This window comes from Salinibacterium sp. AL4.1 (assembly GCF_059767305.1).
Genome location: NZ_JBSOQK010000002.1, coordinates 233,061 through 256,941, shown reverse-complemented (window position 1 = coordinate 256,941; position 23,881 = coordinate 233,061). Strand labels below are relative to the sequence as shown.

21 protein-coding genes are annotated in these 23,881 nt (G+C 61.9%); 11 read left to right on the top strand and 10 right to left on the bottom strand.

The features are described 5' to 3' along the window. The first annotated feature begins 20 nt into the window (after positions 1–20). The 3 genes from ACWTV3_RS10610 (at position 21) to mfd (ending at position 5,056) form a co-directional block, all read left to right on the top strand. Complete coding sequence (locus tag ACWTV3_RS10610; protein WP_498478177.1) at positions 21–641, top strand: 50S ribosomal protein L25/general stress protein Ctc; 621 nt, start codon at positions 21–23, stop codon at positions 639–641. Between the two features lie 26 nt (positions 642–667). Next, entirely contained in the window at positions 668–1,249 is a 582-nt protein-coding gene (gene pth / locus ACWTV3_RS10605) for an aminoacyl-tRNA hydrolase (RefSeq protein ID WP_100389665.1), read from the top strand. Between the two features lie 117 nt (positions 1,250–1,366). Beyond that, positions 1,367–5,056: a transcription-repair coupling factor gene (mfd, locus tag ACWTV3_RS10600; RefSeq protein WP_498478176.1), complete on the top strand. Its 3,690-nt coding sequence runs from the start codon at positions 1,367–1,369 to the stop codon at positions 5,054–5,056. 16 nt (positions 5,057–5,072) lie between these two features. Here mfd and ACWTV3_RS10595 read toward each other — a convergent pair whose 3' ends face one another. Then, the gene (locus ACWTV3_RS10595; RefSeq protein WP_498478175.1) at positions 5,073–6,029 is read right to left on the bottom strand and encodes a CPBP family intramembrane glutamic endopeptidase; all 957 of its coding nucleotides are present in this window, start codon (positions 6,027–6,029) and stop codon (positions 5,073–5,075) included. Between the two features lie 183 nt (positions 6,030–6,212). Between ACWTV3_RS10595 and ACWTV3_RS10590 the strand changes: the two genes are divergently transcribed. The 6 genes from ACWTV3_RS10590 to ACWTV3_RS10565 all read left to right on the top strand — a co-directional run bounded on the left by ACWTV3_RS10590 (position 6,213) and on the right by ACWTV3_RS10565 (position 12,607). Next, positions 6,213–7,199 carry a LacI family DNA-binding transcriptional regulator gene (locus ACWTV3_RS10590; RefSeq protein WP_498478174.1) on the top strand — a complete coding sequence of 329 codons (987 nt, stop codon included), beginning with the start codon at positions 6,213–6,215 and terminating at the stop codon, positions 7,197–7,199. Between the two features lie 276 nt (positions 7,200–7,475). After that, entirely contained in the window at positions 7,476–8,753 is a 1,278-nt protein-coding gene (locus tag ACWTV3_RS10585) for an ABC transporter substrate-binding protein (RefSeq protein WP_498478173.1), read from the top strand. A 135-nt stretch (positions 8,754–8,888) separates the two neighbouring features. Beyond that, complete coding sequence (locus tag ACWTV3_RS10580) at positions 8,889–9,764, top strand: carbohydrate ABC transporter permease (protein WP_498478172.1); 876 nt, start codon at positions 8,889–8,891, stop codon at positions 9,762–9,764. Beyond that, positions 9,754–10,620, top strand: coding sequence for a carbohydrate ABC transporter permease (locus ACWTV3_RS10575; RefSeq protein WP_498478171.1), 867 nt, complete (start codon positions 9,754–9,756; stop codon positions 10,618–10,620). The genes ACWTV3_RS10580 and ACWTV3_RS10575 overlap by 11 nt, the downstream gene beginning before the upstream one ends. Before the next feature lie 9 nt (positions 10,621–10,629). After that, on the top strand, positions 10,630–11,727 hold the full coding sequence (locus tag ACWTV3_RS10570) for a Gfo/Idh/MocA family protein (RefSeq protein WP_498478170.1): 1,098 nt from the start codon (positions 10,630–10,632) through the stop codon (positions 11,725–11,727). A 1-nt stretch (position 11,728) separates the two neighbouring features. Continuing rightward, on the top strand, positions 11,729–12,607 hold the full coding sequence (locus ACWTV3_RS10565) for a DUF6807 domain-containing protein (protein ID WP_498478169.1): 879 nt from the start codon (positions 11,729–11,731) through the stop codon (positions 12,605–12,607). A gap of 119 nt (positions 12,608–12,726) precedes the next feature. Here the strand turns inward: ACWTV3_RS10565 and ACWTV3_RS10560 are convergent, their stop codons facing one another. The 9 genes from ACWTV3_RS10560 to ACWTV3_RS10520 form a co-directional block, all read right to left on the bottom strand. Beyond that, on the bottom strand, positions 12,727–14,103 hold the full coding sequence (locus ACWTV3_RS10560; RefSeq protein WP_498478168.1) for an FAD-dependent oxidoreductase: 1,377 nt from the start codon (positions 14,101–14,103) through the stop codon (positions 12,727–12,729). Positions 14,104–14,135: 32 nt separating this feature from the next. Then, complete coding sequence (locus ACWTV3_RS10555; protein ID WP_498478167.1) at positions 14,136–14,984, bottom strand: enoyl-CoA hydratase/isomerase family protein; 849 nt, start codon at positions 14,982–14,984, stop codon at positions 14,136–14,138. After that, complete coding sequence (locus tag ACWTV3_RS10550) at positions 14,981–16,174, bottom strand: CaiB/BaiF CoA transferase family protein (protein ID WP_498478166.1); 1,194 nt, start codon at positions 16,172–16,174, stop codon at positions 14,981–14,983. Before ACWTV3_RS10550 ends, ACWTV3_RS10555 begins: the two co-directional genes overlap by 4 nt. A 7-nt stretch (positions 16,175–16,181) precedes the next feature. Then, the gene (locus tag ACWTV3_RS10545; protein WP_498478165.1) at positions 16,182–17,243 is read right to left on the bottom strand and encodes an NAD-dependent epimerase/dehydratase family protein; all 1,062 of its coding nucleotides are present in this window, start codon (positions 17,241–17,243) and stop codon (positions 16,182–16,184) included. A gap of 11 nt (positions 17,244–17,254) precedes the next feature. Then, entirely contained in the window at positions 17,255–18,346 is a 1,092-nt protein-coding gene (locus ACWTV3_RS10540; RefSeq protein WP_498478164.1) for a dihydrodipicolinate synthase family protein, read from the bottom strand. 124 nt (positions 18,347–18,470) lie between these two features. Beyond that, positions 18,471–19,163, bottom strand: a complete 693-nt coding sequence (locus tag ACWTV3_RS10535) for a FadR/GntR family transcriptional regulator (protein WP_498478163.1) — start codon at positions 19,161–19,163, stop codon at positions 18,471–18,473. Then, on the bottom strand, positions 19,156–20,601 hold the full coding sequence (locus ACWTV3_RS10530) for a hypothetical protein (RefSeq protein ID WP_498478162.1): 1,446 nt from the start codon (positions 20,599–20,601) through the stop codon (positions 19,156–19,158). The genes ACWTV3_RS10535 and ACWTV3_RS10530 overlap by 8 nt, the downstream gene beginning before the upstream one ends. A 54-nt stretch (positions 20,602–20,655) precedes the next feature. Next, positions 20,656–21,309 carry a thermonuclease family protein gene (locus tag ACWTV3_RS10525; RefSeq protein ID WP_498478161.1) on the bottom strand — a complete coding sequence of 218 codons (654 nt, stop codon included), beginning with the start codon at positions 21,307–21,309 and terminating at the stop codon, positions 20,656–20,658. Between the two features lie 81 nt (positions 21,310–21,390). Continuing rightward, complete coding sequence (locus ACWTV3_RS10520) at positions 21,391–22,191, bottom strand: SGNH/GDSL hydrolase family protein (protein ID WP_498478160.1); 801 nt, start codon at positions 22,189–22,191, stop codon at positions 21,391–21,393. 99 nt (positions 22,192–22,290) lie between these two features. On the opposite strand from ACWTV3_RS10520, the gene ACWTV3_RS10515 reads away from it, so the two are divergent. Further along, a complete protein-coding gene (locus ACWTV3_RS10515; protein ID WP_498478159.1) occupies positions 22,291–22,947 on the top strand; it encodes a nucleoside triphosphate pyrophosphohydrolase in 657 nt (218 codons plus the stop codon). Positions 22,948–23,246: 299 nt separating this feature from the next. After that, a complete protein-coding gene (locus ACWTV3_RS10510) occupies positions 23,247–23,846 on the top strand; it encodes a TetR family transcriptional regulator (protein ID WP_498478158.1) in 600 nt (199 codons plus the stop codon). Positions 23,847–23,881 lie beyond the last annotated feature (35 nt).

The following is a 23,881-nucleotide window of genomic DNA, read 5'->3' as shown; positions in this document are numbered from 1 at the left end:
CGGTCTCACAGGAGAAAACTATGGCTAAGCCAGGCGTAAACCACGTTGTTACAGATGCTCGTGAATCCTTCGGTAAGGGTGCTGCTCGTAAGCTCCGCGCCCTGGGTAAGATTCCTGCCGTCATCTACGGTCACGGCACCGACCCCATCCACGTTGCTCTTCCGGGCCACGAGATCGCTCTGATCCTGCGTAAGTCGAACCAGATCTTGGACCTCGACATCAACGGCAAGAGCCAGCTCGCCCTCGTAAAGGACGTTCAGAAGGACCCCGTTCGCCAGATCATCGAGCACATTGACCTCGTTGTCATCCGCAAGGGTGAAAAGGTCATCGTTGACGTGCCGATCCACGTCACCGGCGAGTCGGCTCCTGGCACCCTTGCCAACCTCGACGCACCGACCATCTCGGTTGAGGCTGAAGCAACTCACATTCCTGAGTACTTCACCGTTGACATCGAGGGCCGCGAAGAAGGCGCTCACATCTACGCCGCCGACGTTGAGCTCATCGAGGGCTCGAACCTGCTCTCCGACCCCGAGCTGCTCGTGGTCGCCGTCAGCATGCCGCGTGCCTCGGTCGAAGCCGAAGCTGCTGAAGAAGAAGCCGCTGCTGTTGCAGCAGAGGCCGCTGAAGAGTCTGCTGAATAATCAGATTCTTCCGCAAGCGAGAAATCGTGGATGACCAATGGTTAGTAGTCGGGCTCGGTAACCCCGGGCCCGGCTACGCCGGTAATCGCCACAACGTGGGCCACATGGTGCTGGCCCACCTGGCCGACGAACTGTCGGCCACTTTCAAAAACCACAAAGCGAACGCTGCCGTGGCCGAAGGTCGCAGCTTTGGGGATGGACCCAAGCTGATTCTGGCTAAGCCCAATTCCTTCATGAACCTGTCGGGCGGGCCCACCGCCGCGCTCATGCGGTTCTACAAGATTCCTGTCGAGCGTCTTATCGTCGTGCACGATGAACTCGACATCGACTTCGACACCGTTAAGCTCAAGACCGGTGGCGGTCACGGAGGACACAACGGCATCCGCGATATTGCTGCCGCCGTCGGCTCTCCCGACTTCACCCGCGTTCGCGTCGGTATTGGTCGCCCTCCTGGCCGCCAGCCTGCCGCTGATTTCGTTCTCCGAGACTTCTCGGGCGATGAGCGCAAGGTGCTGCCGAACCTCCTGGGTGACGCTGCGGATGCCGTAGCGATGGTCGCCAAAGAGGGTCTCGAAGCAGCCCAGCAGCGTTTCCACAGCCCGCGCTAGTTGTGCGCTGGGCGCTGCGCCGCGCCTACTGCGGCGTTGCTGCGCAACCCGCGTGATCCGGCTGCGCTGTGGGTGAACTCTCATCGCAACGTCGGTGGCCGCGAGTAGAGTAATCCGGTGACTCTCGACGGAATTATCTCAGCACTTTCGCGCGCCCAAACCGTAGAGAGCGCCCTGCGGTATTCGCAGCGTAGCGCCGACTTCTCCCTCGTCGAAGGGTTGCGGGCGCCCCTTATCGGCGGCCTGCTCACGGCTTCTGATGCACCGCGCTCGATGCTCGCGGTGACCGCTACCGGACGCGAGTCTGAATCTCTGCGCCGCTCGCTCGCGAGCTACCTTCCCGACGCCCAGATTGTGGAGTTCCCGGCGTGGGAAACTCTGCCGCACGAACGCTTGAGCCCCAGCGCCGAAACAGTCGGCAAGCGCATGCAGGCGCTGCGCGACCTGGCCAAGTGGCAAGCGAATCCGGTTGGCCAGTTTGTGCTGGTGGCATCCGTGCGGGCAGCGTTGCAGCCCATCGCCGACAACCTCATCACAATCGAGCCGGTCATGCTCACCAAGGGCGGTCGCAACTACGACCTCTCCGCGCTCTCGGAGCGACTCGTGGCGCTGGCATATTCCCGTGTCGACATGGTGACCCGACGCGGTGAATTCGCGGTGCGCGGTGGCATCCTCGACGTCTTTGCGCCCAACCATGAGCATCCGCTTCGTCTCGAATTCTTCGGCGACGAGCTCGAGCAGATGCGCGAGTTCTCGGTCGCCGACCAGCGGTCAATTGATGGCGACATTGACTATGCCGAACTGGTACCGAGCCGGGAGCTGCTGCTCAGCGATTCGGTGCGCCAACGTGCCCGCGAAATGCAACACGAGTTTCCGAGCCTCTCCATGATGCTCGCCAAGATCGCCGAGGGCATTCCCGTCGATGGCATGGAGTCTCTCGCGCCCGCTCTCGTCGACAAACTCGTGCCGCTGACGCATTACCTTCCCGCGGATGCCGCCATTGCGGTTCTCTCGCCCGAGAAGGTGTCGTCGCGCGCCGTGAACCTCGCCGAAACCAATCAAGAATTCTTGAGTGCGGCGTGGAATGCCGCGACTGCTGGCGCCGAAGCGCCCATCGACTTGGATGCCGGTGACTTTGTCACTTTGAACAAGCTTCGCGCGTCCGCCGGGGATCGCCCCTGGTGGACCCTCAGCACGTTTGATTCGGGCGAGGCGGATGCCGCGAACCTGATCGATGCCGCCGAAGAAGCCTCCGAATACGTGCGTATCGATGCCACCGCCACGCCCTCGTTCGCGGGAACCCTTGACGGAGCCCTCGATCACGTCGGCACTTTACTCGCCGACGGTTGGACGGTGGCGATCGTGGCCGAAGGCGCCGGACTCGTGGAGCGCACCGCCGATCTGCTGGGGGAGCGCGAGCTCTCCGGGCGCGCGGTTGACGCATTCCCCGAGACCACGGAACCCGGCGTCGCGTACTTGCTTCGCGCATCCGTCGATCATGGTTTCGCCATGCCCGAAGCCAAGCTGGCGGTGCTGAGCGAGAGCGAATTCTTCGGCCGGTCGGTCGGCTACGCCTCGCGCCCGGCCCGCAAGCTCGCCACCCGCCGCAAGAATGTCGTTGACCCGCTGCAGCTCAAGAGCGGCGATCACGTTGTTCACCAGACCCACGGCATCGGCAAGTTCATCGAACTCGTCACGCGGCAGGTCAGCACGGGCGGTCGCAACGCGGTCAAGACGCAGCGCGAATTCTTGGTGCTGGAGTACGCGCCCAACAAGCGCGGTTACCCCGGCGACAAGCTGTACGTACCGACCGATCAGCTCGATCTGCTGTCGCGCTATGTCGGCGGTGAGGCTCCCTCGCTCAACAAGATGGGCGGCAGCGACTGGTCGGCTGCTAAGACCAAAGCACGGCGAGCTGTTCGCGACATCGCGGTCGAACTCGTCAAGCTTTACAGCGCGCGCATGGCCAGCAAGGGCCATGCGTTCGGGCCGGATACCCCGTGGCAGCGCGAGCTTGAAGAGGCCTTCGCCTACGCCGAAACTCCCGACCAGCTGACAACGATCGACGAAGTCAAAGCCGACATGCAGAGCCCGGTTCCGATGGACCGCCTGCTCAGCGGAGACGTCGGTTACGGCAAGACCGAGGTCGCCGTTCGCGCCGCGTTCAAAGCCGTTCAAGATGGCAAGCAGGTGGCGATGATCGTGCCGACGACCCTGTTGGTGCGCCAGCACATGGAGACCTTCGCCGACCGCTTCGCCGGCTTCCCCGTGCACTTGCGCGCGCTCAGCCGCTTCCAAACCGAGAAGGAGTCCCGCGAAACGGTAGCGGGCCTCGCCGACGGCACCGTGGATGTCGTCATTGGCACCCACCGTCTACTTTCCAAGAGCGTCGCGTTCAAAGACCTTGGGCTCGTCATCATCGACGAAGAGCAGCGCTTCGGCGTTGAGCACAAAGATGCTCTCAAGAAGCTCAAGACCAACGTCGACATCCTGGCGATGACGGCAACCCCGATTCCGCGCACGCTCGAGATGGCCGTCACCGGCATCCGCGAAATGTCGACGCTGGCGACTCCGCCCGAGGACCGGCATCCGATTCTTAGTTTCGTCGGCCCATACTCTGAGCGTCAGGTTGGCGCCGCAATCCGCCGCGAGCTGCTGCGCGAGGGCCAAGTCTTTTACGTGCACAATCGCGTGAGCTCGATCAACCGTGTGGCGGCGAAGATTGCCGAACTGGTTCCGGATGCTCGCATCGCGATCGCCCACGGCCAGATGCCCGAAGCGGCCCTCGAGCAAGTGATGGTCGACTTCTGGGATCGCAAGTTTGACGTGCTCGTCTCGACGACGATTGTGGAAACCGGGCTCGATATCCCGAACGCCAACACGCTCATTATTGACCGTGCCGATAAGTACGGCCTCAGCCAACTGCACCAGTTGCGCGGTCGAGTGGGTCGTGGCCGTGAGCGCGCCTACGCGTACTTCTTGTACGACGAAGAGAAGCCGCTCAGCGAGACCGCCCACGAGCGTCTCGACACCATCGCCGCCAACAACGAGTTGGGCGCCGGTATGCAGATCGCGATGAAGGATCTCGAGATTCGTGGTGCCGGAAACCTGCTCGGTGGCGAACAGTCTGGCCACATTGCCGGGGTGGGGTTCGACCTGTACTTGCGGATGATCGGCGAGGCCGTCTCCACTTTCCGTGGCGATGTTGCCGAAGGTCAGACCGAGCTGCGCCTCGAACTGCCGGTCGATGCGAGCATTCCCGAAGACTACGTCGAGAGCGAGCGCCTGCGGCTCGAGGCGTACCAGAAGCTCTCGACGGCGAGCTCGCCGTCGGCGGCAGCGGACAGCATCGATCGCGTGCTCGAAGAGCTCACTGACCGTTACGGCGAGCCGCCCGAGGAAGTGAAGCACCTCATTGCGGTGTCACGACTGCGCCGGATGTCTCAGCGTTTGAAGCTGAGCGAAGTGGTCGTGATGGGCGACAAGCTGCGCATCGCGCCCGCTGATCTTCTCGACTCCAAGCAAGTGCGATTGCAGCGCATGTACCCGGGCTCCAAGTACCACTCGGCGGCGTCGACCGCGATCATCCCGCTGCCGACCGGTGCCGATGATGGCGCCCTCATCGAGTGGACGAAAGACATCCTCGTGTCGGTGTTCGGTGCTCAGGACACCGTCGAAGAGCTCAAAGAAGTCGCGCTCGCGGCCGAAGCTGCCGAGAAACTTGCGGTCGACAAGGCAGCGGCGAAAGCGGCTGAACGATCGAAGGCGGGCAAGGACGCTGGCTCAGCATCCACCGCCACGAAGTAGCTGATCAGGTGTGGCGTCAGCCGGGGCGTGAATCTTCGGAGGTAGCCTCCGCCGGTGCGGCCTCCACGGAGACGGGCGCCGGGGCATCAGGAACCGGCGCCTCTGGCGCGGCTGCGGCGGCATCCGGTTCGACACTCACAGGCTTCGGCTTCGGCGTGAACGCGAGCGGGTTGCGGCGACCGTCGATGCGGTGAACGCCCCCGATTGCCATCGGAATGAGAACGAGCGATCGTAGATCGATCAGCGCGTGGGCAATGATCGTCACAAGAATGCTGCCAGTAAGAACGTAGACGGCCATGAAAATGGCGCCGAGCACGGTCGTGACGATAATGCCGGTCAGGCCTTGGTATGAGTGCATGAGGCCGAACAACACCAGGCTCACGACGATAGCGACCACGGCGTTGCCGGTCGTAGCGAAGAGCAGCGCTGGCAGCGCGAGCCTGAACAGCAACTCTTCGACGACTCCGGCGTTGATCGAGAGCAGCCCGCCCAGCACGAGTTCTTGACGGTTGCGGGGGAGGATGGCTTGAACGTCGCCGACGCTCACCACCTCTTCGCCCTCTTTGCGCACGGAGATGATGGCAAGAGCAGTGACGGCGATGAATCCGATCGCGAGCCCTATGAGCACTCCGGCGGTCACCGTGGGGCGAGCGGCAAGCACGCCGAGTAGCCACGACACCCACGGCCAGGCCCGCACCTCGGTCAACAGGGGAGCGGCGAATGCTCCACTGGCCAGCAGCGTTGCCAGAGCGAGGCCACCAAACAGTGAGAATGAGATCAGCAGCCACCGGCGCAGCATCAGCTGGCGGCGCTTAGTGGTGCGAAAACGCTTGAAGCGGCGGTACTCGCGCTGGTCGCGACGAAAGGTTCTGAGGGCTAATGCCGTCAGCACGCCGACGAGTACCACCCACAGCAGGGCGAGCATGAGCGGGTTGGCGGGGTCGAGCATGCACCAATCGTGCCATGGGAACATGCACAAAATCTGGAACCCATTCCAGAATCGTTGACCAGAGCGACGATTCGCAATAGTCTGCCCAAGGGCTGGAGCGATGCAGGCACGCACTTCAGCCGATAATCGGGTGGTGCGCTGGAGAAAGCGCAGAAGAGAGCAGAAACTGTGGCACAGGAGCCAAATCGCGAGTTCAAACTTGCGGGCATGAAAGATGTTGCCGACCGCGCAGGGGTGGCAATGTCGTCCGTCTCGCGCGTGCTTTCTGACCACCCGGATGTGAGCGACCGGATGCGCGAAAAAGTACTCGCCGCCGTTGAGGAGCTCGGCTATGAACCCGACGTCTTGGCGCAGAGTCTGCGCACGGGAGCCACGCGAACCATTGGTGTTCTCGTGGCTGACATTTCGAACCAGCTCTTTGCCGAAATCTCTCATGGAGCCGAAACGGTGCTGCGTGCTCAAGGCTATTCAACCTTCGTGGCGAACTCGCTTAATGATCCAGAAATTGCAGTGAAGCAGCTTCGGATGCTGATCAAGCGTCGAGTCGACGGGTTGCTGATTTCTGTGGGTGAAGAAGACGGCGGCCCAATCGTTGACGCCATCGCGCACTCGGGACTGCCGACGGTTCTCATCGATCGGCATCTGGGAACAGCGGGAGCCTCTCGAGTGCTGAGCGACCACCGTGCAGGAATGACTGAAGTGATTCAGAAGCTGATCGGCTTAGGCCACCGACGAATTGCGTTGATCAACGGTATTCCGAACGTTCTGCCTGCGATGGAGCGAGCGGCCGCAGCGCGTGCCGCGGCCCAGGCGCATCCCGACGTCACGATCGAAGTGCTCTCGGGAGCTTTCTCCTCCGAGCACGGCGAGGAAGCAACTCGTGCCCTGGTGGCGAACGCGCAACGGCCCACGGCCATTGTGGCGGGAAGCAACCAGATTCTGATTGGTGTGCTGGCGGCTTTGCGTGATGCCGGCTTGCGTGCGCCAGCAGACCTGAGCTTGGTGACGTGTGATCCAGTTCCGCTCGCTGAGTTCATGACGCCAGCGCTCGACACGATCTGGCGGGATCGGCAGCAACTGGGGGCAGAGGCGGCTGGTCTCATGCTCGAAGGTCTGCAAGGGGCATCCCCCCGTGAAGTTCTGCTCCCCACTGAGTATCGTGCGGGCGGTTGCGTAGCCGCGCCGTCGGCCTAATTGCGGGCAAAGACAGAACGGTTCGTCTCGTTTCGTGCTGCCCGCGCTCAGTTGTCTAGCCATAAAGAGACCACTCAGAGCAGTTTCCGGAATCCTTTCCAGAATCGTTGACGGGATCGGTTCTAGGTGGTTAGTATCGCCACAGTGCAACGCGGCCGACCTGGTCGCTTCGTGCAGGGCCGGGTCACCGACGGCTCGCCGCCGATTGCAGAATTGGTCAGTCCACAGATCAGTCAATCGGCTCAGCAATTCTCAACGAAGAGATGGGACAACACAGTGGTACAGAACCGAATCCGGCGAGCAGCACTCGCCGCGGCTGCAGCTGTTGCAGTCAGCATTGCGATGGTGGGCTGCGCGCCAGCATCCGACACTGAACAGGGCGAAGTTGAAATTCGTTTCTCCTGGTGGGGAACGGACTCACGTCACGAACTCACCAACGAGGCGCTCGACCTGTTCGAGGAAAAGAACCCGGGGATCACGGTTGTTCGTGACTTCGGTGGTTTCGACGGCTACATCGACAAGCTGCTTACTCAGGCTGCCGGCAACAACTCACCCGACGTTTTCCAGTTGTACGAAGAGGTGCTGCGCGAGTTCGCATCGCGCGGCCAGCTCTACGACCTCAACGAGGCAACTAGCCAGGGCCTGAACCTTGACGGCTGGGATCAGGGTCTTCTCGACACGAGCACGATCGACGGCGAACTGTCTGCCCTCCAATTTGGGCTCACCACCCAAGCCTTCATCTTCAACACCGAGTTGTTCGACCAAGCTGGCGTCTCGATTCCCACCGAGGGATGGAGCTGGGATGACCTCGCAACCGCAGCCAAGAAGGTCAGCGATGGCACGGACTCCGGAACCTTCGGTGTAACCGACCTCTCAACCGGCTACCAAGTCTTCGAGGTATGGGCCAACCAGAACGGTGAGGCGTACCTCACCGACGACGGACTTGGCTTCTCGGCCGAGACGTTGGAGGACTTCTGGAAGTACTGGGCCGACCTGCGTGACTCTGGTGCAGCGACCCCGGGGTCGCTGACCTCGGAGTACCCGACGCCGTTCGACGCCATCATCGCGAGCAAGGCAGCCTCTGGCTTCATCTTTGCTAACCAGATGGAAGCCGTTCAGTCGAGCATTGAGGCTGAGATCGCTGTTGACCGTATGCCTGGCGAAACGCCCACCGCTGGTTCGTACCTGCGTACCGCAATGAACATTGCCATCGGCGCGGAGACCGAACACCCCGAGGAAGCAGCCATGCTGGTCGACTTCCTGCTCAACGATCCCGAGGCTTACGAGATTCTCGGCATCGACCGCGGCGTTCCCGCCAACCCTGCTGTCGGCGACGCTGCTTCGGCAAGCGTTGACGACGTTACTGCTAAGGGCCTGACGGTTATTGACAGCGTTCGTGTTGATGGTGCGGCTCCGCCCGTACCGCCGCAGCCGGGCGCCGGTAATGTGAACGCCCTGTTCGCTGAAATCGCTCAAGAGGTTCAGTTCGATCGCATGAGTATCGAGGATGCTGTTGCCAGCTTCATCGAGCGTGCCGAACAGGAACTGAGCTAGTACACAATGTCACTGCCTCAGACCTCTAACGACGCATCAGCTCCGGCTGACGCGCGCGGACGGTCCGAGTCGCGTCCGGGTCGGGGAGCCGCTAAGGCTCCCCGGTCCGGGGGTACGCGCTCGTTGCGTCGCAGAATGATGCTCGACCGCGCTGCGCCCTACATTTTTCTCGCCCCGTGGCTTATCGGCTTCGTCGCCATCACCTTTGGGCCCATGCTCGTCTCGCTGTACCTGTCATTCACTGACTACAGCTTGCTCAGCCCGCCTGAATGGGTAGGCTTCGAGAACTACGAGCGCATGTTTACTGCAGACCCTAAGTACCTTGAGTCCGTGCGGGTCACGGCGATCTACGTCTTCGTCTCGGTGCCGTTGCAACTGGCCTTCGCGCTTCTTGTTGCTCTCGCGCTCAACCGAGGCATCAAGGGCTTGCCGATCTACCGTTCGATCTACTACATTCCGTCGCTGATCGGTGGCAGCGTTGCTATCGCGATCCTGTGGCGTCAAATGTTCGGGCAAACGGGGCTTATCAACCAAGTGCTCGCGCTCGTGGGCATCGAAGGGCAATCGTGGATAGGTCATCCCGATACTGCGCTCGGAACCCTCATCATCCTGAACGTCTGGACTTTTGGATCGCCCATGGTGATCTTTCTCGCCGCGCTTCGCCAAGTCCCGGTTTATCTCTATGAGGCCGCCGCGGTCGATGGCGTTGGCCCCTGGGGACGCTTTCGGCACATCACTTTCCCGATGTTGACCCCAATCGTTCTCTTCAACATGATCTTGCAGCTCATCGGGGCGATGCAGGCGTTCACTCCCGCTTACGTGGTCTCAGGGGGAACGGGTGGTCCAGCAAACTCGACGCTGTTCTACACCCTCTATCTCTATCAGCGCGGATTCACCGGCCTAGAGATGGGCTACGCCAGTGCGATGGCGTGGGCACTACTGCTCGTGATCGCCGCGATCACCGGAATCAACTTCTGGCTTTCAAAGTATTGGGTGCATTATGACGACTAACATGACCGGAATCGTCGGCGCGAAGAAGAGTAAGACGCGCAAGGCGCTTGCCCATTTCCTTATTATCGGGTTCGGCATGCTCATGCTGTACCCCGTGCTCTGGATGATCGGGAGCTCGTTCAAAGACACGGCTCAGATTTTCAGTGAAGTGTCGCTGATCCCGGATCCCCTAGTGACCGATAACTACGAACGAGGATGGGAAGGTGCGGGCATTGGGTTTGGCACCTATTTCTTGAACTCCACGATCGTGGCGGCACTCGCCGTAATCGGAAACCTCATCGCCTGCTCGCTGGCCGCCTATGCTTTCGCGCGGCTGGACTTTCGACTTCGACGAGTGCTCTTCGGGGCGATGCTCGCCACCATTATGTTGCCGTATCACGTGGTGATTGTGCCGCAGTACATCCTGTTCGCGCAGCTCGATTGGGTCAACACCTTTCTGCCGTTGGTTGCCCCCAAGTTCTTGGCGGTGGATTCGTTCTTCATCTTCCTCATGGTGCAGTTCATGCGGGGGCTTCCTGTGGAGCTTGACCAAGCGGCGAGAGTGGATGGCGCGGGGCCTTTTCAGATCTACTGGAGAATCATTCTTCCGCTGACAGTGCCGGCGCTCGCGACCACCGCCATCTTTACGTTCATCTGGACGTGGAACGACTTCTTCACTCCGATGATCTACCTCAGCGACCCGCGGCTCTATACGGTGCCGCTCGGATTGAACTCCTTCCTCGATTCAACGGGGGAGTCATCGTGGGGGCCGATGTTCGCCATGGCCGTCCTCTCGCTTGGACCATTGTTCGGATTCTTCCTCGCAGGTCAGAAGTACCTGACGAGCGGTATTGCCACTACAGGCTTGAAGGGATAGCCCAGTTTTATGAAGAAAGCACGCATAGCGGTTGTAGGCGCAGGGGGCATTGGGGCAGCAGCCCATTTGCCCGCGATCACCGCTCTTCCTGAGCAAGCAGAACTCGTCGGCATCGTCGATCTCGACGACGTACGCCGAACGGAGGCTGGCGAGCGCTTCGCAACCGACAAGCTCTACAGTGACCTTGCGGTGATGATGGAGGAGCAGCATCCGGACATTGTTGTTCTCGCTACTCCACCCCACACTCACGAGCCGCTCGCGATTCAAGTGATGCGGGCCGGGGCGTGGGTCTTTTGTGAGAAGCCCATGACGGGGTCGCTCGCGTCGGTCGATCGCATTGCCGCGGTGGAAGCCGAGACTGGCCAGGCCTGCGTGACGGTATCCCAGTTCCGGTATTCCGGGGGTGCCCGTCAGGTTCGCGACAAACTGCGCAGCGGCGAGTGGGGTTCGGTGCTCACCGGCTACGCGAACACGTCGTGGTACCGCGGCCCCGAATACTGGGAGACCAGCTGGCGGGGCAAGTTTGCGACCGAGTTCGCCGGGGCCACCACAACTCAAGCGCACCACGCCATCGACCTGTTGCTCTGGTTGATGGGTGACTGGTCAAGCGTTGCCGGTTTTGCCGACACGCTCGACCGTCCGATTGAAGTCGAGGATGCCAGCACCGCAGTCGTGCGCTTCGCCGGCGGTGGAATGGCCACGTTGCTCTCGCAAGTGCTGAGCCACCAGCAGGAGACCCGCATCCAAGTCACCGCACAGAAGGCCACTGTGGATCTCGAGACTCTGTATATGCCGTTGATGGATGAGTGGACTGTTCGCCAGATCGATGGCGAAGGTCAGTCGAAGGTTGTCGAGGACTGGGCTCAGCCCGAAGGGGAGAAGCAGGCTCATCGCGAGCAGCTCGCCAATATCTTGGCGCACTGGCGCGAGGGCGAACGGCCCGAACTTATGGTCGCCGAGGCTCGAGCAACGATCGAGTTCCTGACGGCGCTCTACAAGTCTGCAGCGACCGGAACGTTGGTTCAGCGGGGCGAGATTGTGGCCGGAGATCCGTTCTATGACGCAATCGATGCGGGCGGACCGGCTCGTGCGGAAGGTAAGAAATAGTATGCGGATCACCGATCACGCTGACGGGCTCACGGTCACGGCAAACGACGTCGCGATTGCGGAGTATCGCCTCGGTGGCGAGATTGACGCCGTCAATACGCCCAAGCCGCATTTTCACCCGCTCCGCACGCTGAGTGGCGCGCAAGTGACCGATTTTGCTCCTGAAGATCACCCCTGGCATCAGGGCCTCCAGTTTGCCTTCCCCCGTGTGGGAGACCACAACCTGTGGGGCGGTGGCACGTACTTCGGTCCCGACGAGGGCTACAAGATCGTCGAGGACCAAGGGCGCATCGCTCACCAGCGCTGGGAGCAGCGCGCCAACGAGGGCGCGGATGTGGGCTGGACGGAGCAACTCGACTGGATCGGCCACAACGGTGAACCGCTGTTGACCGAAAGCCGAACGATTGCCGTGAGCGCCAGTGGCTCTTCGAGCGCCGGGTGGGTTCTCGACCTCACCGCGGAACTCAGCAACTCGACTTCGGAAGAGCTCACTTTGGCGACTCCCGCCCAACGCGGTCGCGCTGACGGCGGCTACGGCGGGCTGTTCTTGCGGCTGGCTGAGGGTTTCGTGCCCGGCACGCTCACGGGCGATTCGGGCGAGATTACGGCATCCGGAGCACGGTCGCGCACGATGATTCTCTCGGGGACCACTGGTGCCGGCGATAGCGTCACGCTGGGGCTCGCCTTCGCTGACACTGAGCCTGTCGGCGACCAGGCCTGGCTCTACCGTTTCGAGGATTTTCCGGCGATCGGCTGGGCCGGGGCCTACGAGAATGCCTTCACCATTCCCGCAGCAGGTTCGCTCGAGCTTCGTCACCGTCTCGCCATCTACGACGGCATTGTCGACGTCGATGCTGTGAGCGCCGATCTGGCGCTCTAGAACAAGGGCCTTCGGGTCACGATCCTCGTCGCGTGAGTGGGTACCCCTCGCGCGACGAGGTTTTTCTTGTGTTGTCGACGAGCGGGGATGCCGAGGGCTCCGTGGTCGAGCGGGAAACTCTAGATCGAGCTCCCATTGGTTGCCATCACAGTACGGATCTGAGATCCCTGAAGGTCGCGATAGTCGGTGTCAGTCTCGAGCGACAGCACGGTTGCAACGGCGGCCGCATGGCCCAGTTCGAAGCACTGTGCCGTTACCCGTGCTGACGCGAGTGCTTCATGCTCGGCGCTCAAGCAGCGACCAGCCACGATGATGTTCTCGCCAACCGCGGGAACGAGCGTGTTGTACGGCACCTCGTAATAGTCGTCGAGCAGCCAGTGAAGCTTGGGACGGTTGCCGCTGTGCAGCTCGATCGGCCAGGGGGAGCGCACCACTCCGTGCTCGCTCTTGCGGCATTCCACGACGTGCTCGTTGCTCAGCGTCTCAACGCCAACGATGCTGCGTGTTTGGCGAATTCCCGCCTCAACACCAGTGTCAACGACATAGGCGTCGTGGCAGCCGGCTACCGCATCCGCAAAGAACTGCGCGTAGGCGCGCACTTGCTTGCGACCCAACATCTCGGCGATCGTGAAGTCTTCCGGATCGACGACGTTGAGCATCCGGCCATCGCTGTCGCTAAGTCGGGTGGCGTTGACCAAAAGTTCGCCTGGGCGCGTCGAGCGGAACACCCAAATCTTCTCGCGCGGGAGGTCGGCGCCGGCTTCACGGTGACTCACGATCGCGGCGGTGATTGCCTTCGGGCTAATGGTGTCGCCGCCCCACTCTTTCCAGAAAGCGTCGGTGTCGACTCCGCCCAGTCGAAAGAACATCGTGGGGTTCTGGATGCGGCCTTCATCTCCGAAGAAATAGTGGCCACCACCGCGGGCGACTACCGCCGCATCTCCCGAGGCGTCGATGACTCGGCGCGCGTGGATCGCACTCATGCCCGCTTTGGAATGTATGGCGACTCCGGCGTAGCGGTCAGCATCCATAACGACGCCCGTGACCTGAGTGTGGAACAGGACGCGCACCCCAGCGTTGAACAGCAGGGAGTCGGCTACCTCGCGCCAGACCAGGGGGTCGTGAGCCACGGTGTACGTCAGACCATACTTTTGCGGCGGCGTCACCCCACCTCGTGCCTCGAGCGCAGCGCGGAATCGTTCGGTAAAGCCGTGAACTACCTGCACCGGGGGAGCTTCTGTTTCTGAGGCGAGATAGAGACCGCAAATCGTTGCCGAGAGCCCTGCGACAGCGGAGCCGCCAGCGAAGCCGTAACCCTCGACGATGATCACCGAAAGGCCCGCCTCGGCGGCGACGGTGGCGGCAGCAACGCCGGCTGGGCCCGCGCCGACCACAACAACATCTACTTCGGCAAGCACTGGGAGCGCATGCGACAACGCGTGCCGTTGAGGCAACTGCCACAGTTCAAACTCGGTCTCGACGGGGATGCTTGCCATGAGCTGACCTTTCTGCGCTGAAGGGTGAATCGTTAGAGGCCGCGAAAAAGCGGCGGGCGTTTATCGACGAAAGCGGCGACGCCTTCGATGCCATCGGCGGTGGCAAACAACGTCAATAACTCCTGAGTCTCTGTTGTCGTACCGATGGCTGCAGTGCTCGCCGCATGCACCGAGCGCTTGGCGGCGCGAACCGCGAGCGGAGCCTGAGCGGATATTTGACTAGCGAGAGCGAGCGCTGCGGCATCTGCTTCTCCGGTCGGGGTCACGTGGTTCACGAGTCCCCACTGTTCTGCCTGTTTGGCGCTCAGCGGTGCACCCGAGAAGATCAGCTCTTTGGCTCGCCTGACGCCGATGGCTTCGGTCAGGCTAGCGGTGCCGCCCCAGCCGGGAATGAGCCCGATGCGTGTCTCGGGCAGGCCCAGTGTGGCGCGCTCGCTCGCGACCATAAAGTCTGCGGCGAGAGCAAGTTCGAGGCCACCACCGAGCGCCATCCCGTCGACGCTCGCAATGACAGGCACGGGAGCGGAACGCACGAGATTCACGAGCGTGAGCGCCCGCTGAGTGAACTCCGCAAGGTCCGCTGCAGCAGCGTTGTGGTAACCGGCAATGTCGGCACCGGCACAGAATGCTCCGGGTGCCCCGGCGAGCACCACCGCGTCGATGGTGTCCGTGCCGTCGGCGCCAGTGGCGAGCGCAGTGAACACGTCGATCAACGAGTCGATCATGGCGCGGTTGAGGCTGTTGCGCTTTGCCGGCCGGTTGAGCCGCACGAGAAGAATCGACTCGGCGCGTTCGAGCCTGATCAGCTCTTCGCCCTCGAGCGGGGTCGCGCCCGACGTCGCCCTCGAGCGCGCGTCGGTCACCTTGGTGTCGGCCGTCATCGGAATGCCTTACTCGTCGTCAGTTTCTCAATGTCTTCGGGCGAATAGCCAGCCTCGGCCAGCACCTCCGCAGTGTGGTCACCGAGCTCGGGCGGTGGCGTGCGGATGCCCGGCCGTTCGCCGCCGTAGGTGACGGGGTGACGAAGTACCCGAATTTCGCCCGCGGTCTCATGCTCGAAGGAGTCGAAACTGTTGTTGTGGTTCACCTGCGGGTCGTCAATAACCTGCTGGTAGTTCTGCACGGGAGCAGACCAGATCTTGTGTTCGTCAAAGACTTCGAACCACTCGGCAAGGGGGCGCTGAACGATGTAGCTGGCTACACGCTCGTTGATCTCATCGCGATGCTCGAAGGAGTTCTCCTCGCCGATAGCCGCAAACCAGTCATCGTTGAGCAGGGTAGTAAGAGCGTCGAGGCTGGTCAACGAGATACACAAGTGACCATCGGATGCCGCGAAGACTCCGTACGGAGCCTTGTAGTAGGAGGAGGAGACCCCCGCAGCCGAGCGCGAGTCATCCCAGCCGTTGAGGGCGTAGTTCAGCGGCTCAATCTGCAGATCGAGGGCAGCGTTGAGCAAGTTGCTTTCAACGCGCGTGCCTTCGCCGGTGCGCTCGCGACCGTGAAGCGCCGCCAGAATGCCCATTGCTCCGATCACGGCCGCATGCTGGTCGACAACGCAGGCGCCGACGGGAGTGGGGTCGTCGTCGGCGCGACCGGTAGCCGCGGCCAAACCGGAGATGGCCTGCACTAGGACATCTTGGCCGGGGCGATCAACGTAAGGGCCGTCGGAGCCATAACCCGAGAGTGAGCAGTAGATCAGCCGCGGGTTGATCTCTTTCAGGGCGTCGTAGCCGAGTCCGAGGCGGTCGAGTGCTCCGGGCCGAAAACTCTCGATGAGCACGTCGCTCGAACGCACGAGCTCAACCAGGGGCTCAAGGGCATCCGGATTCTTCAGATCGACAGCCAAGCTGCGCACATTGCGATTGGCGAGCGTGAAGAACGGGCTCACCCCATTGATCATGCGGCCAGGGCCGGTCCACGAGCGCTCGAAAGCGCCGCGGGGCGGCTCCACCTTGATCACGTCGGCCCCGAGGTCAGCGAGTATTTGGCTGGCCGAGGGCCCCTGAAGAAAGTGCGTAAAACTGAGAACCCGGATTCCGGAAAGCATGCTGTTGCCCATCGTTGTCGACATGAGTGATTTAGAAGACGCCGGTTCGCACCTGGAATTTGCTCGGCTTGCCGTAGGTGTCGCCGCCGGATCGTACCCAGTGGGCGACCCAGCGCACCATCACGCTGATCGGGATGAGGGGGTTGCCCAGTTCCGCCGCCGCTCGGTCGCAGTTCACCGTCAGGCTCGATTCGCTTTCGCTGCCCTCGAAGACGGGCTCTTTGTTGAACTCGCGCCCAAAAGCCTCGGCCAGGTAGCGCACGCTGACGGTTTCGGGGCCACCGATGTTGATTGGTGTCGAGGGGGTTTCGCAGCGCGTGAGCAGTCGCGCAAAGTGGTTGATTGCATCGCCCTGCCACATCACGTTGACGTTGCCGGTCTCTAGCGGAATCGGAACGCCGTTGTAGACCCAGTCCGCGATCTCTTGGAAGACGCCGTAGCGCATATCGATCGCGTAGACGAAGCGCACCAGTCGACCAGGGGTGTTGTTGATCTCGGAGAAGTACTGGAACATGCGCTCGCGGCCGACTACCGAGTTCGCGTACTCGCCGGGGCGGGCAAGCGGCAGGTTATCTTCGGTAACGCCGCCGCGTCGGGAATCACTCCACGGGTAGACGTGGATGGTCGAGAGGGCGACGATGCGCGACTCACGATAGTGCTCGGCCACGAGCGAGGGAACGTAGGTATTCATTGCCCACAGAAAGCCCTCGCGACCGCGGAAGTCGAACTTGAGGCCGGCCATGTAAATGACGTTCGCTACTCGGGGGAGTGCTGCCACGGCATCCGGATCGAGAAGATCGCAGACGATGGTCTCGACGCCGAAGCTGTTGAGGTGTTCTTGAGAGCCCTCTTCGCTGAAGCGCGCGACGCCAATCACACGCTTCGTGGGCGCTGCGCGCTTGATCATGCGCGCAAGGGTTATGCCCATTTTGCCGGCCACACCCAAAATGACGATGTCGCCGTCGAGGGTAGCGAGTTCATCGATGGTCGCTTGTGTCGGCAGTGACATGAACTCTTCGAGGTGGGCGGCATCCTCGAAATGGCTGGGCAGTTCTGCGGTATCGAGAGTGGACGCGACGGTGCGTTCAGTCATAGTGATGCTCCTCAGTCGGTAGTGGTCAAGGGCTGGGCAGGATCGCTACTCAACCAGCGGTCAAGGTTCTCTCGCACAAACGAGTCATCGTTCATGCGCGGATGCTCGGCGTAGACGCGCTCGATCTCGGTGAGTTGGCCGGGCGAGAGCGTTTCGTTCTCGTCGAGACACCACGTGCCCTCGAACAGCCCCTGCCGTCGCAGGATCTCGTGGCAGCCGGGAATGCATCCGGCGAAGTCGTGGGCGGCGTCGTAAATGGCGCTGTTGCAGTCGGTGACGACGGAGTCGAGGGCGAGCAGATGGTGCGGTATCTCGCTCCGCTCGAGGGTGAGGTCGGCGAATTGCTGCACTGCGGCGTGCGTCCAGACACTCCAGTGCCCCAGTAGGCCGCCGCGAATGCGCACGGTGACGGTGGCACCGTCGCGGGGGATGGCGAAGGGCTGGAGCAGGTCGAGCACGATGTGGTCGTCGTTGCCGGTGTAGAGGGTTACTCGGTCTTCGGCTCGGGCCGCAACGACAGCGCGAACGATGTCGAGGGTGCGGTAGCGATTGAACGGAGCCATCTTGATGGCGATGACATTCTCGATCTCGGCGAACTGGCGCCAAAAGTCGAACGAAAGGTGAAAGCCACCCACCTCGGGCAAGAGGGCGAAGCCGATGAGGGGGATCTCTTCGGCGATGGCGCGGCAATGCGCGAGTAGTTGGTCTTCGCTCCACGATTTGAGCGCAGCCAAGTTGAGCAGCCCGGCGTGATAGCCGAGCCTGCGTGCGGTTTGCGCTTCGGCGCGGGCTTGCTCGGTGTCGCCGATGAGCCCCGCGACGAGTGCGATTGGGCGGGTGGTCCAGGTGCGGGACTCTTCGGCGGCAAGTTCGAGAACGCGCTCGAACATGCCTCGTTCCCGGATGGCGAACTGCGTCGTGTGGACTCCAACGGCCAGCCCGCCCACGCCTGCATCAAGGTAGTAGCGGGTGAGCGCTCGCTGCCGACGTTCATCGAGGGTGCGCTGGGCGGTGAGAGCGAGCAGGTGGGCAGGGATCACGGTGCCGGCGTGCAGCACGTCGTAAGCAGCCTGCTCAGAATCGATTCCAGACGAAGACTTCATCGTCACCTTCCGTTTGTCGTTCACGATCAAACCACAGAACATCGGGGATTCGCAATCGTTTCCAGAAACGAATGCAGAATGGGTAGACCACGTGAAGAGCCGGGGAAGAAGCCGGCGTTAGTCGCTACACCGCTGTGCGGTCAACGTGGGCCGCCATACGCTCGCGGGCCAGAGCGGTATCGCCGGCACGGAGGGCGTCGAGGATGCCCCAGTGCTCGGCCAGCAATGCCCGACGATCCCCGGGTGCCCGGCCGCAGCCGCCCCACGTGTCAATCCACAACTCGTGGGTAGTTCGCTGGAATTCGATCAATAGACGGTTGTTCGTGAGGCGAGCGAGCAGTGCTTCGAAGCGCACATCGAGGCTGCCGGCGGGGGAGGCCTCAGCGACCTCGTCTTCCACCTCGAGCAAGTGCGCGTGCACGTGAGAGTAGTCGTGCTCGGCGTCGCCAAGGACCAGGAGTACGCGGTCTTCGAGAGCCGCGCGTACCGAGACCAATTGGTTGAGCGATGCTTCGCCCCCGGGAACGACCCGGCGAATGTAGTCCGTCATGGGGTTCGCTAGCGGTTCGCGTACGAAGCTGCCCGAATTGCGACGAATATCGATGCGTCCCATGCTTTCGAGGGAGCGTAGCGCCTCGCGCAGCGAGACTCGGCTCACGGAGAACTTCTCCGAGAGCGCTCGTTCGGAGGGCAGCCGGTCGCCAGGTTCAAGGCCTTCGATGAAGCTCAAGAGTTGCTGCAGCACGAGGTTGTAGACGGCCCCGTTCGCCAGTGGAAGCACCGTGAAGCGTGCGCGTTCTGCTTCACGGTTAGCCATGCGCGATCCTCCGGGCACTCGCGATGCTCAGCGGTTCGAGCCCGCTGAGGTCGAGCTCGAATGCAGTCCCGAATGGCGCCGCCATGATGGATGCCAACGAGACAGCGCCGTCAACAACGTGCAGTCGGGCCGGGCCATCACCGTCGCGCACGAAGGCATCGGGGTGAGCATCCACCAGCAGGTCGTTCACGGTGCTGGCGAGAGGAGCAGGCGTTCCCCAGTAGTGGTGGCCATTGCGTTCGATGTGGGTGAGGCCCATGGTTGCGGCGACGACAAGGTCTTGATTGATTGTGAGCGGGGCGACGGTTGAGAGATCTTCCGCGGTCAGGATCGTTGCCGCGGCGCTTCCGTCATCGACGCGACGTGCGGCAACAAGTGCGGCGTTGGCCAGCCCGCGGATGACGCCCTTGCAGCCCTTGTATGTTCCGCCGGCGTAGCCTAGATCCATCGCGGCGCGCACGGTGTCGATCGCCTCGTCTGACTCGTCGATAATCACCGAAAAACGTTGACTGACAGCGTGCAGATCCGCGCGACTCGACTCATCAAGTGCATGGCTGCGGTGAATGGGCTGCTCAATCGCGATGAGCTTCTCGTGTAGCAGCGTATCGACTTCGGGGTCGGCGCTGAGGGCATCCAGCCACCCTTTCAATGCTGCAGCGGTGGTCATCGATTCATTGCCATCGATGGTCCACAGGGGCGATGATCCGCTGGCGCGGCAGACCTCGTCGATGCGCTTCAGGCGGCCGATGTCGTTCTTCGCGTTTCCCGCTGTTTTGATCTTCAAATACTTTGCTCCGTAGCGCGCGAGCACTGCCGCGAGGCTCACGGGGAGTCCGTCGTTGGGGTCGTCACGCACCTCGTCGTCGGTGAGTGGATCGGAGAGACCCACCGTGTGGCGAATGGCCATCGTGGGCGCGGCATCCTGAGCGGTGAACTCTGCCAGCGGGCGACCTGCAAGTTCCGGATGGATGCGCCCCAGCTCAATCCCGAAGGTTTCGCTGTGAACGGCGCGCACGAACGGCGTGCCCAAGAGGCGGCAGGTTGCGTCGATGAGAGCGCGTTCGATGAGGCTTGTTCCGAGACCCGCGACGAGGCCGGGCACTGAGTTGGCTTTCGCCCAGGCGGCATGGCGTTGTTCCAGTGACCACCAGAGGTCGAACACCGTGTCGGCTTCTGCGTTGCGGGCGAGCGCAGCAGCATTCTGGATGCCTGCCACGAGGTCTTCGACGTCGTCGACGAAGAGCGAGTCGGGGTCTTTCGTGAACCACTTGGGTGGGAGGTGTTCGGAGGCGAAGCCCCGAGCGGTGGTGACGCCGTCACTCACTTGTAGCTCCACCACGACGTGCGGCGCAGCGGTCATTTCGGCGATTCCGTAGCGAAACGGAATTCGCGTGTGGATGGCTGTCACGTGCAGGTTGATTGCGTCTATGCGAATCACGAGTACTCTTCCCGTCGGTCTGTGGTCAGACCAATCTAGTGGTGCACTCGGAGGTTAGCAGGAACCCCACATGCCGAGTTTCGCCGCGTACGCGTCGTCTTCGGCGTTGCGCAGCTCGGGCCAGAAGCGGTCGTTGAGCCCAACTTTGAGGGCCTCGGCGGCGCCCAGTTCGACCATGGCTAGGTTCACGAGCGTGCCGTCCTGGAGGTAGACGTACAGCAACGAGCGACCGTAGCTGTCCTCGGGCTCGCGGTCTTCGAGCGCCCACACGTCGGTGCCTTCGGGGAGAAAGTCGCGGAGTAGTTCGCGGGCTTCAACGCCGTAGCATTCTTCGGCATCCGGCTGCTGTTGACTGGCGAGTTCGGGGGTGTCGAGTCCGATGAGACGTACCTTCAGTTCCTCGGCGCTCCCATTGTCGAGGTAGAGGGTGTCGCCATCGTGCACATAGGTGACGGTCGCTGCGAAAGCGCCAGAAGGGATGTCGTTGCCGCTCGTGCCTTCCGTCTCGTTTTCGACATCAATGCCGGGGGCTGTCGACGACGATTCGGATGCCGAACCCGAGCCCTCCGCGCTGCCCACCAGGGTGGCGCCATCGCTGTTTGATCCGGGCGAAGTAGCACTCGAGTATGCGGCAATAGCGGCGCCGCCCACGAGGGCGAGCACGATGATGACGCTGACGAGGCGAGAACGTTTGTGGGGAGCAGACACGCCCCGATTCTCGCATGCGCGCGCGTCAGTATCGCGAGCAGCGGAGGCTCAGCCGCGTAACGTTACCGAGTTGTGGTCGCCTCAGATGCTGTCGCGGGCACTGCGCTGGGCGGCGAGTGTTTGTGACGTCACGGCCCCCAGTTGCTTGCCCCAGAGCGAATGAATTGACTTCCAATTGAGGCTGTCTTGAATGAAGGTGTTGCACATGTCCAAGGAGGGGAAAGCAACGTAGCTCACACCGGGGACGGTGTCGGCGACGGCGAGTGATGCCCGATTGAGCCTCGTAATTTGCAACGCGAGGAGTCGCTGAATGAAGCGCGGCATTGCTCGAAAGCGGTACATCGGCGGCACGGCGGCAACAATTACCGGGCATTGAGGGTTGGGGCCTTGGCGCACGGCGTGAATGATGTTGTGGAGGTTGGTGGTCCATTCGGTCGCGGTCGTTCCGAAGAGCACGTCGGGCGGTCCGAGCACGATGATGACAGCATCCAAGTCGTGGTTCACGTTCTCGAGCTCCTTGGCGGCGCGCGCCATGGTTAGCTCGACGTCCGCGATGCTGGTCCACGAGCATCCGGATGCCAACTCACGCGCCACATAGCGCGACGTTTGCGAGACGACACCAAGCCCATGATGGAGCAAGCCGTAGCTGGATGCCGCTGCGTCTCCGATAAACAACAGTCGAGCTGGATCGGGAGCGACTACTTCGCCCTCAGGCTTGTCGGGCGGAAAGAGTGTGTTCGCCGCATCGACGCGGAAAGCGAGAAGGTTCACCTTGAGCAGCGGTCGAAGAAGGTGGATGAGTCCGGCGACTAGGCGTCGCATGAACGGGGTGTGGGACGGGATGCCGTCGGCGCGCTCAGGAGACAAATTCTTCGGGTCCACGGTTCATATAGTGACCGATGCCGCGAGTAGGGAAGAGCGCGACATACCGCTTTATTGGACGTGACTTCGGCTTACTTTTAGGAGTGGGAGGATTGGTTCATGACCGAGCCTGTTGCACCCCATCCTGAACTCGACACCCTGATTGCCACCCTCGAGCGATTGCGGGCTCCGGGCGGTTGCGCCTGGGATCGTGACCAGACCCACGAGTCGCTCGTGCAGCATCTGGTGGAAGAGACCTACGAGTTGGTGGATGCGATTGAGAGCGGTGACTCGACCGACATGGTCGAAGAGCTGGGCGACGTGCTCTATCAAGTGCTCTTTCACGCCGACATTGCGACCGAAGCCGGGCGCTTCACGCTCGAAGATGTTGCCGCAAACATGACGGCAAAAATGGTTAGTCGCCACCCGCACGTCTTTGCCGACACCACTGCTGATACTGCGGATGACGTGATCGCCGCCTGGGATGAGCTCAAGAAAACTGAGAAACCTCACCGCACCAGCGTCACCGACGGCATCCCTGCGAAGATGCCTGCACTCGCTCTTGCGGACAAGCTGCTGGGTCGCGCCCACAAAGTGGGGCTGCTGGATGCCACGGCTCCCGGGGCGATCAATGTCACGGAAGAAGACGAACTGGGCCCGCTCTTGTTGGCGATTGTGGCATCCGCGAAAGCTAATGGCTTGGACTCAGAGCGGGCGTTGCGCACGGCGCTTCGGCAGTTGACCGATGAGATCAAGGAACACGAGGCGTCGCTCTAGCGTCGAGCGGTAGCGGGTCGTGAGAGAAGACCCGGGTGGGTGGTGCCCCCCTTAACCCGAATAAGGAGGGCACCGGCGCAATGCCGGTAAACGAGACATGTGATCGCACGTCGATCGTTTACAGAATGGCATCGCGCGTTGATGGATCGGTGGGATTACCCGGCCTACCGATCCAGCGTTGGAGAAGCCCCTGGTGAGGGGGTTTCAAGTAGTTGTGGCGCCGGTAACGAGTTTCCGGCACAAGGATCAATCATAACTGCTGAATCGTTCATTAGCAAACAACCGTTATGTTAATAACTATGGCCCGCAGACCCGACCCGACGCGCAAGCCAGCTCTCATTCAGCAAACTATTGCCTATCTTGCTGATAAACCGCTGTCTAGCCTCACATTCCGTTCACTCGCGAAAGCGCTCGACGTTAGTTCCTTCACGCTCGTCTACCATTTCGGATCACGCGCCGAGCTCATCTGCGAAGTCGTGCACGCCAATGCGCGTGGGGCGAGCACCGATGAGGCCTCCAAGCTTCCCATCACTACCCTCGACGATTACTTCGACAGCTTGTACCTGTCATGGCAGTGGACGCAGCTGCCCGAGAACCTGCATCGCCAACGTCTCGAGCTCGAAGCGGGGCTGCTCGAAGCCGTTGAACGCGACGAGGTCAGCGTGACTCGCCCGCTGTTCAAGCAGTGGATCGCCATGGGCGCCGCAGCCCTCGTCTCGTTTGGCCTTACCGAGGAGCAAGCTCAGATCGAAGCGCGGCTGCTCGTGAACATGTTTCATGGCGTGCAATTCGATCTCGTGCTCAACCAGAACCGTGAAGCATCAGCTGCGGTCTTTGAAGCGGCGGTCACGCACCACCGTCAGCGGATCGAGCAACTGATCGTTGAGGCCGCCCGGTAACAGCGAAACCCTGTCGCGTGCGAGAGAATAGGAAG

Bases quoted from the DNA above. Each gene is read 5' to 3' on its own strand.
- ACWTV3_RS10610 (WP_498478177.1), top strand. From the start codon at position 21: ATGGCTAAGCCAGGCGTAAACCACGTTGTTACAGATGCTCGTGAATCC.
- ACWTV3_RS10595 (WP_498478175.1), bottom strand. From the start codon at position 6,029: ATGTTCCCATGGCACGATTGGTGCATGCTCGACCCCGCCAACCCGCTC.
- ACWTV3_RS10590 (WP_498478174.1), top strand. From the start codon at position 6,213: ATGAAAGATGTTGCCGACCGCGCAGGGGTGGCAATGTCGTCCGTCTCG.
- ACWTV3_RS10580 (WP_498478172.1), top strand. From the start codon at position 8,889: ATGATGCTCGACCGCGCTGCGCCCTACATTTTTCTCGCCCCGTGGCTT.
- ACWTV3_RS10575 (WP_498478171.1), top strand. From the start codon at position 9,754: ATGACGACTAACATGACCGGAATCGTCGGCGCGAAGAAGAGTAAGACG.
- ACWTV3_RS10570 (WP_498478170.1), top strand. From the start codon at position 10,630: ATGAAGAAAGCACGCATAGCGGTTGTAGGCGCAGGGGGCATTGGGGCA.
- ACWTV3_RS10565 (WP_498478169.1), top strand. From the start codon at position 11,729: ATGCGGATCACCGATCACGCTGACGGGCTCACGGTCACGGCAAACGAC.
- ACWTV3_RS10560 (WP_498478168.1), bottom strand. From the start codon at position 14,103: ATGGCAAGCATCCCCGTCGAGACCGAGTTTGAACTGTGGCAGTTGCCT.
- ACWTV3_RS10555 (WP_498478167.1), bottom strand. From the start codon at position 14,984: ATGACGGCCGACACCAAGGTGACCGACGCGCGCTCGAGGGCGACGTCG.
- ACWTV3_RS10550 (WP_498478166.1), bottom strand. From the start codon at position 16,174: ATGTCGACAACGATGGGCAACAGCATGCTTTCCGGAATCCGGGTTCTC.
- ACWTV3_RS10545 (WP_498478165.1), bottom strand. From the start codon at position 17,243: ATGACTGAACGCACCGTCGCGTCCACTCTCGATACCGCAGAACTGCCC.
- ACWTV3_RS10540 (WP_498478164.1), bottom strand. From the start codon at position 18,346: ATGAAGTCTTCGTCTGGAATCGATTCTGAGCAGGCTGCTTACGACGTG.
- ACWTV3_RS10535 (WP_498478163.1), bottom strand. From the start codon at position 19,163: ATGGCTAACCGTGAAGCAGAACGCGCACGCTTCACGGTGCTTCCACTG.
- ACWTV3_RS10515 (WP_498478159.1), top strand. From the start codon at position 22,291: ATGACCGAGCCTGTTGCACCCCATCCTGAACTCGACACCCTGATTGCC.
- ACWTV3_RS10510 (WP_498478158.1), top strand. From the start codon at position 23,247: ATGGCCCGCAGACCCGACCCGACGCGCAAGCCAGCTCTCATTCAGCAA.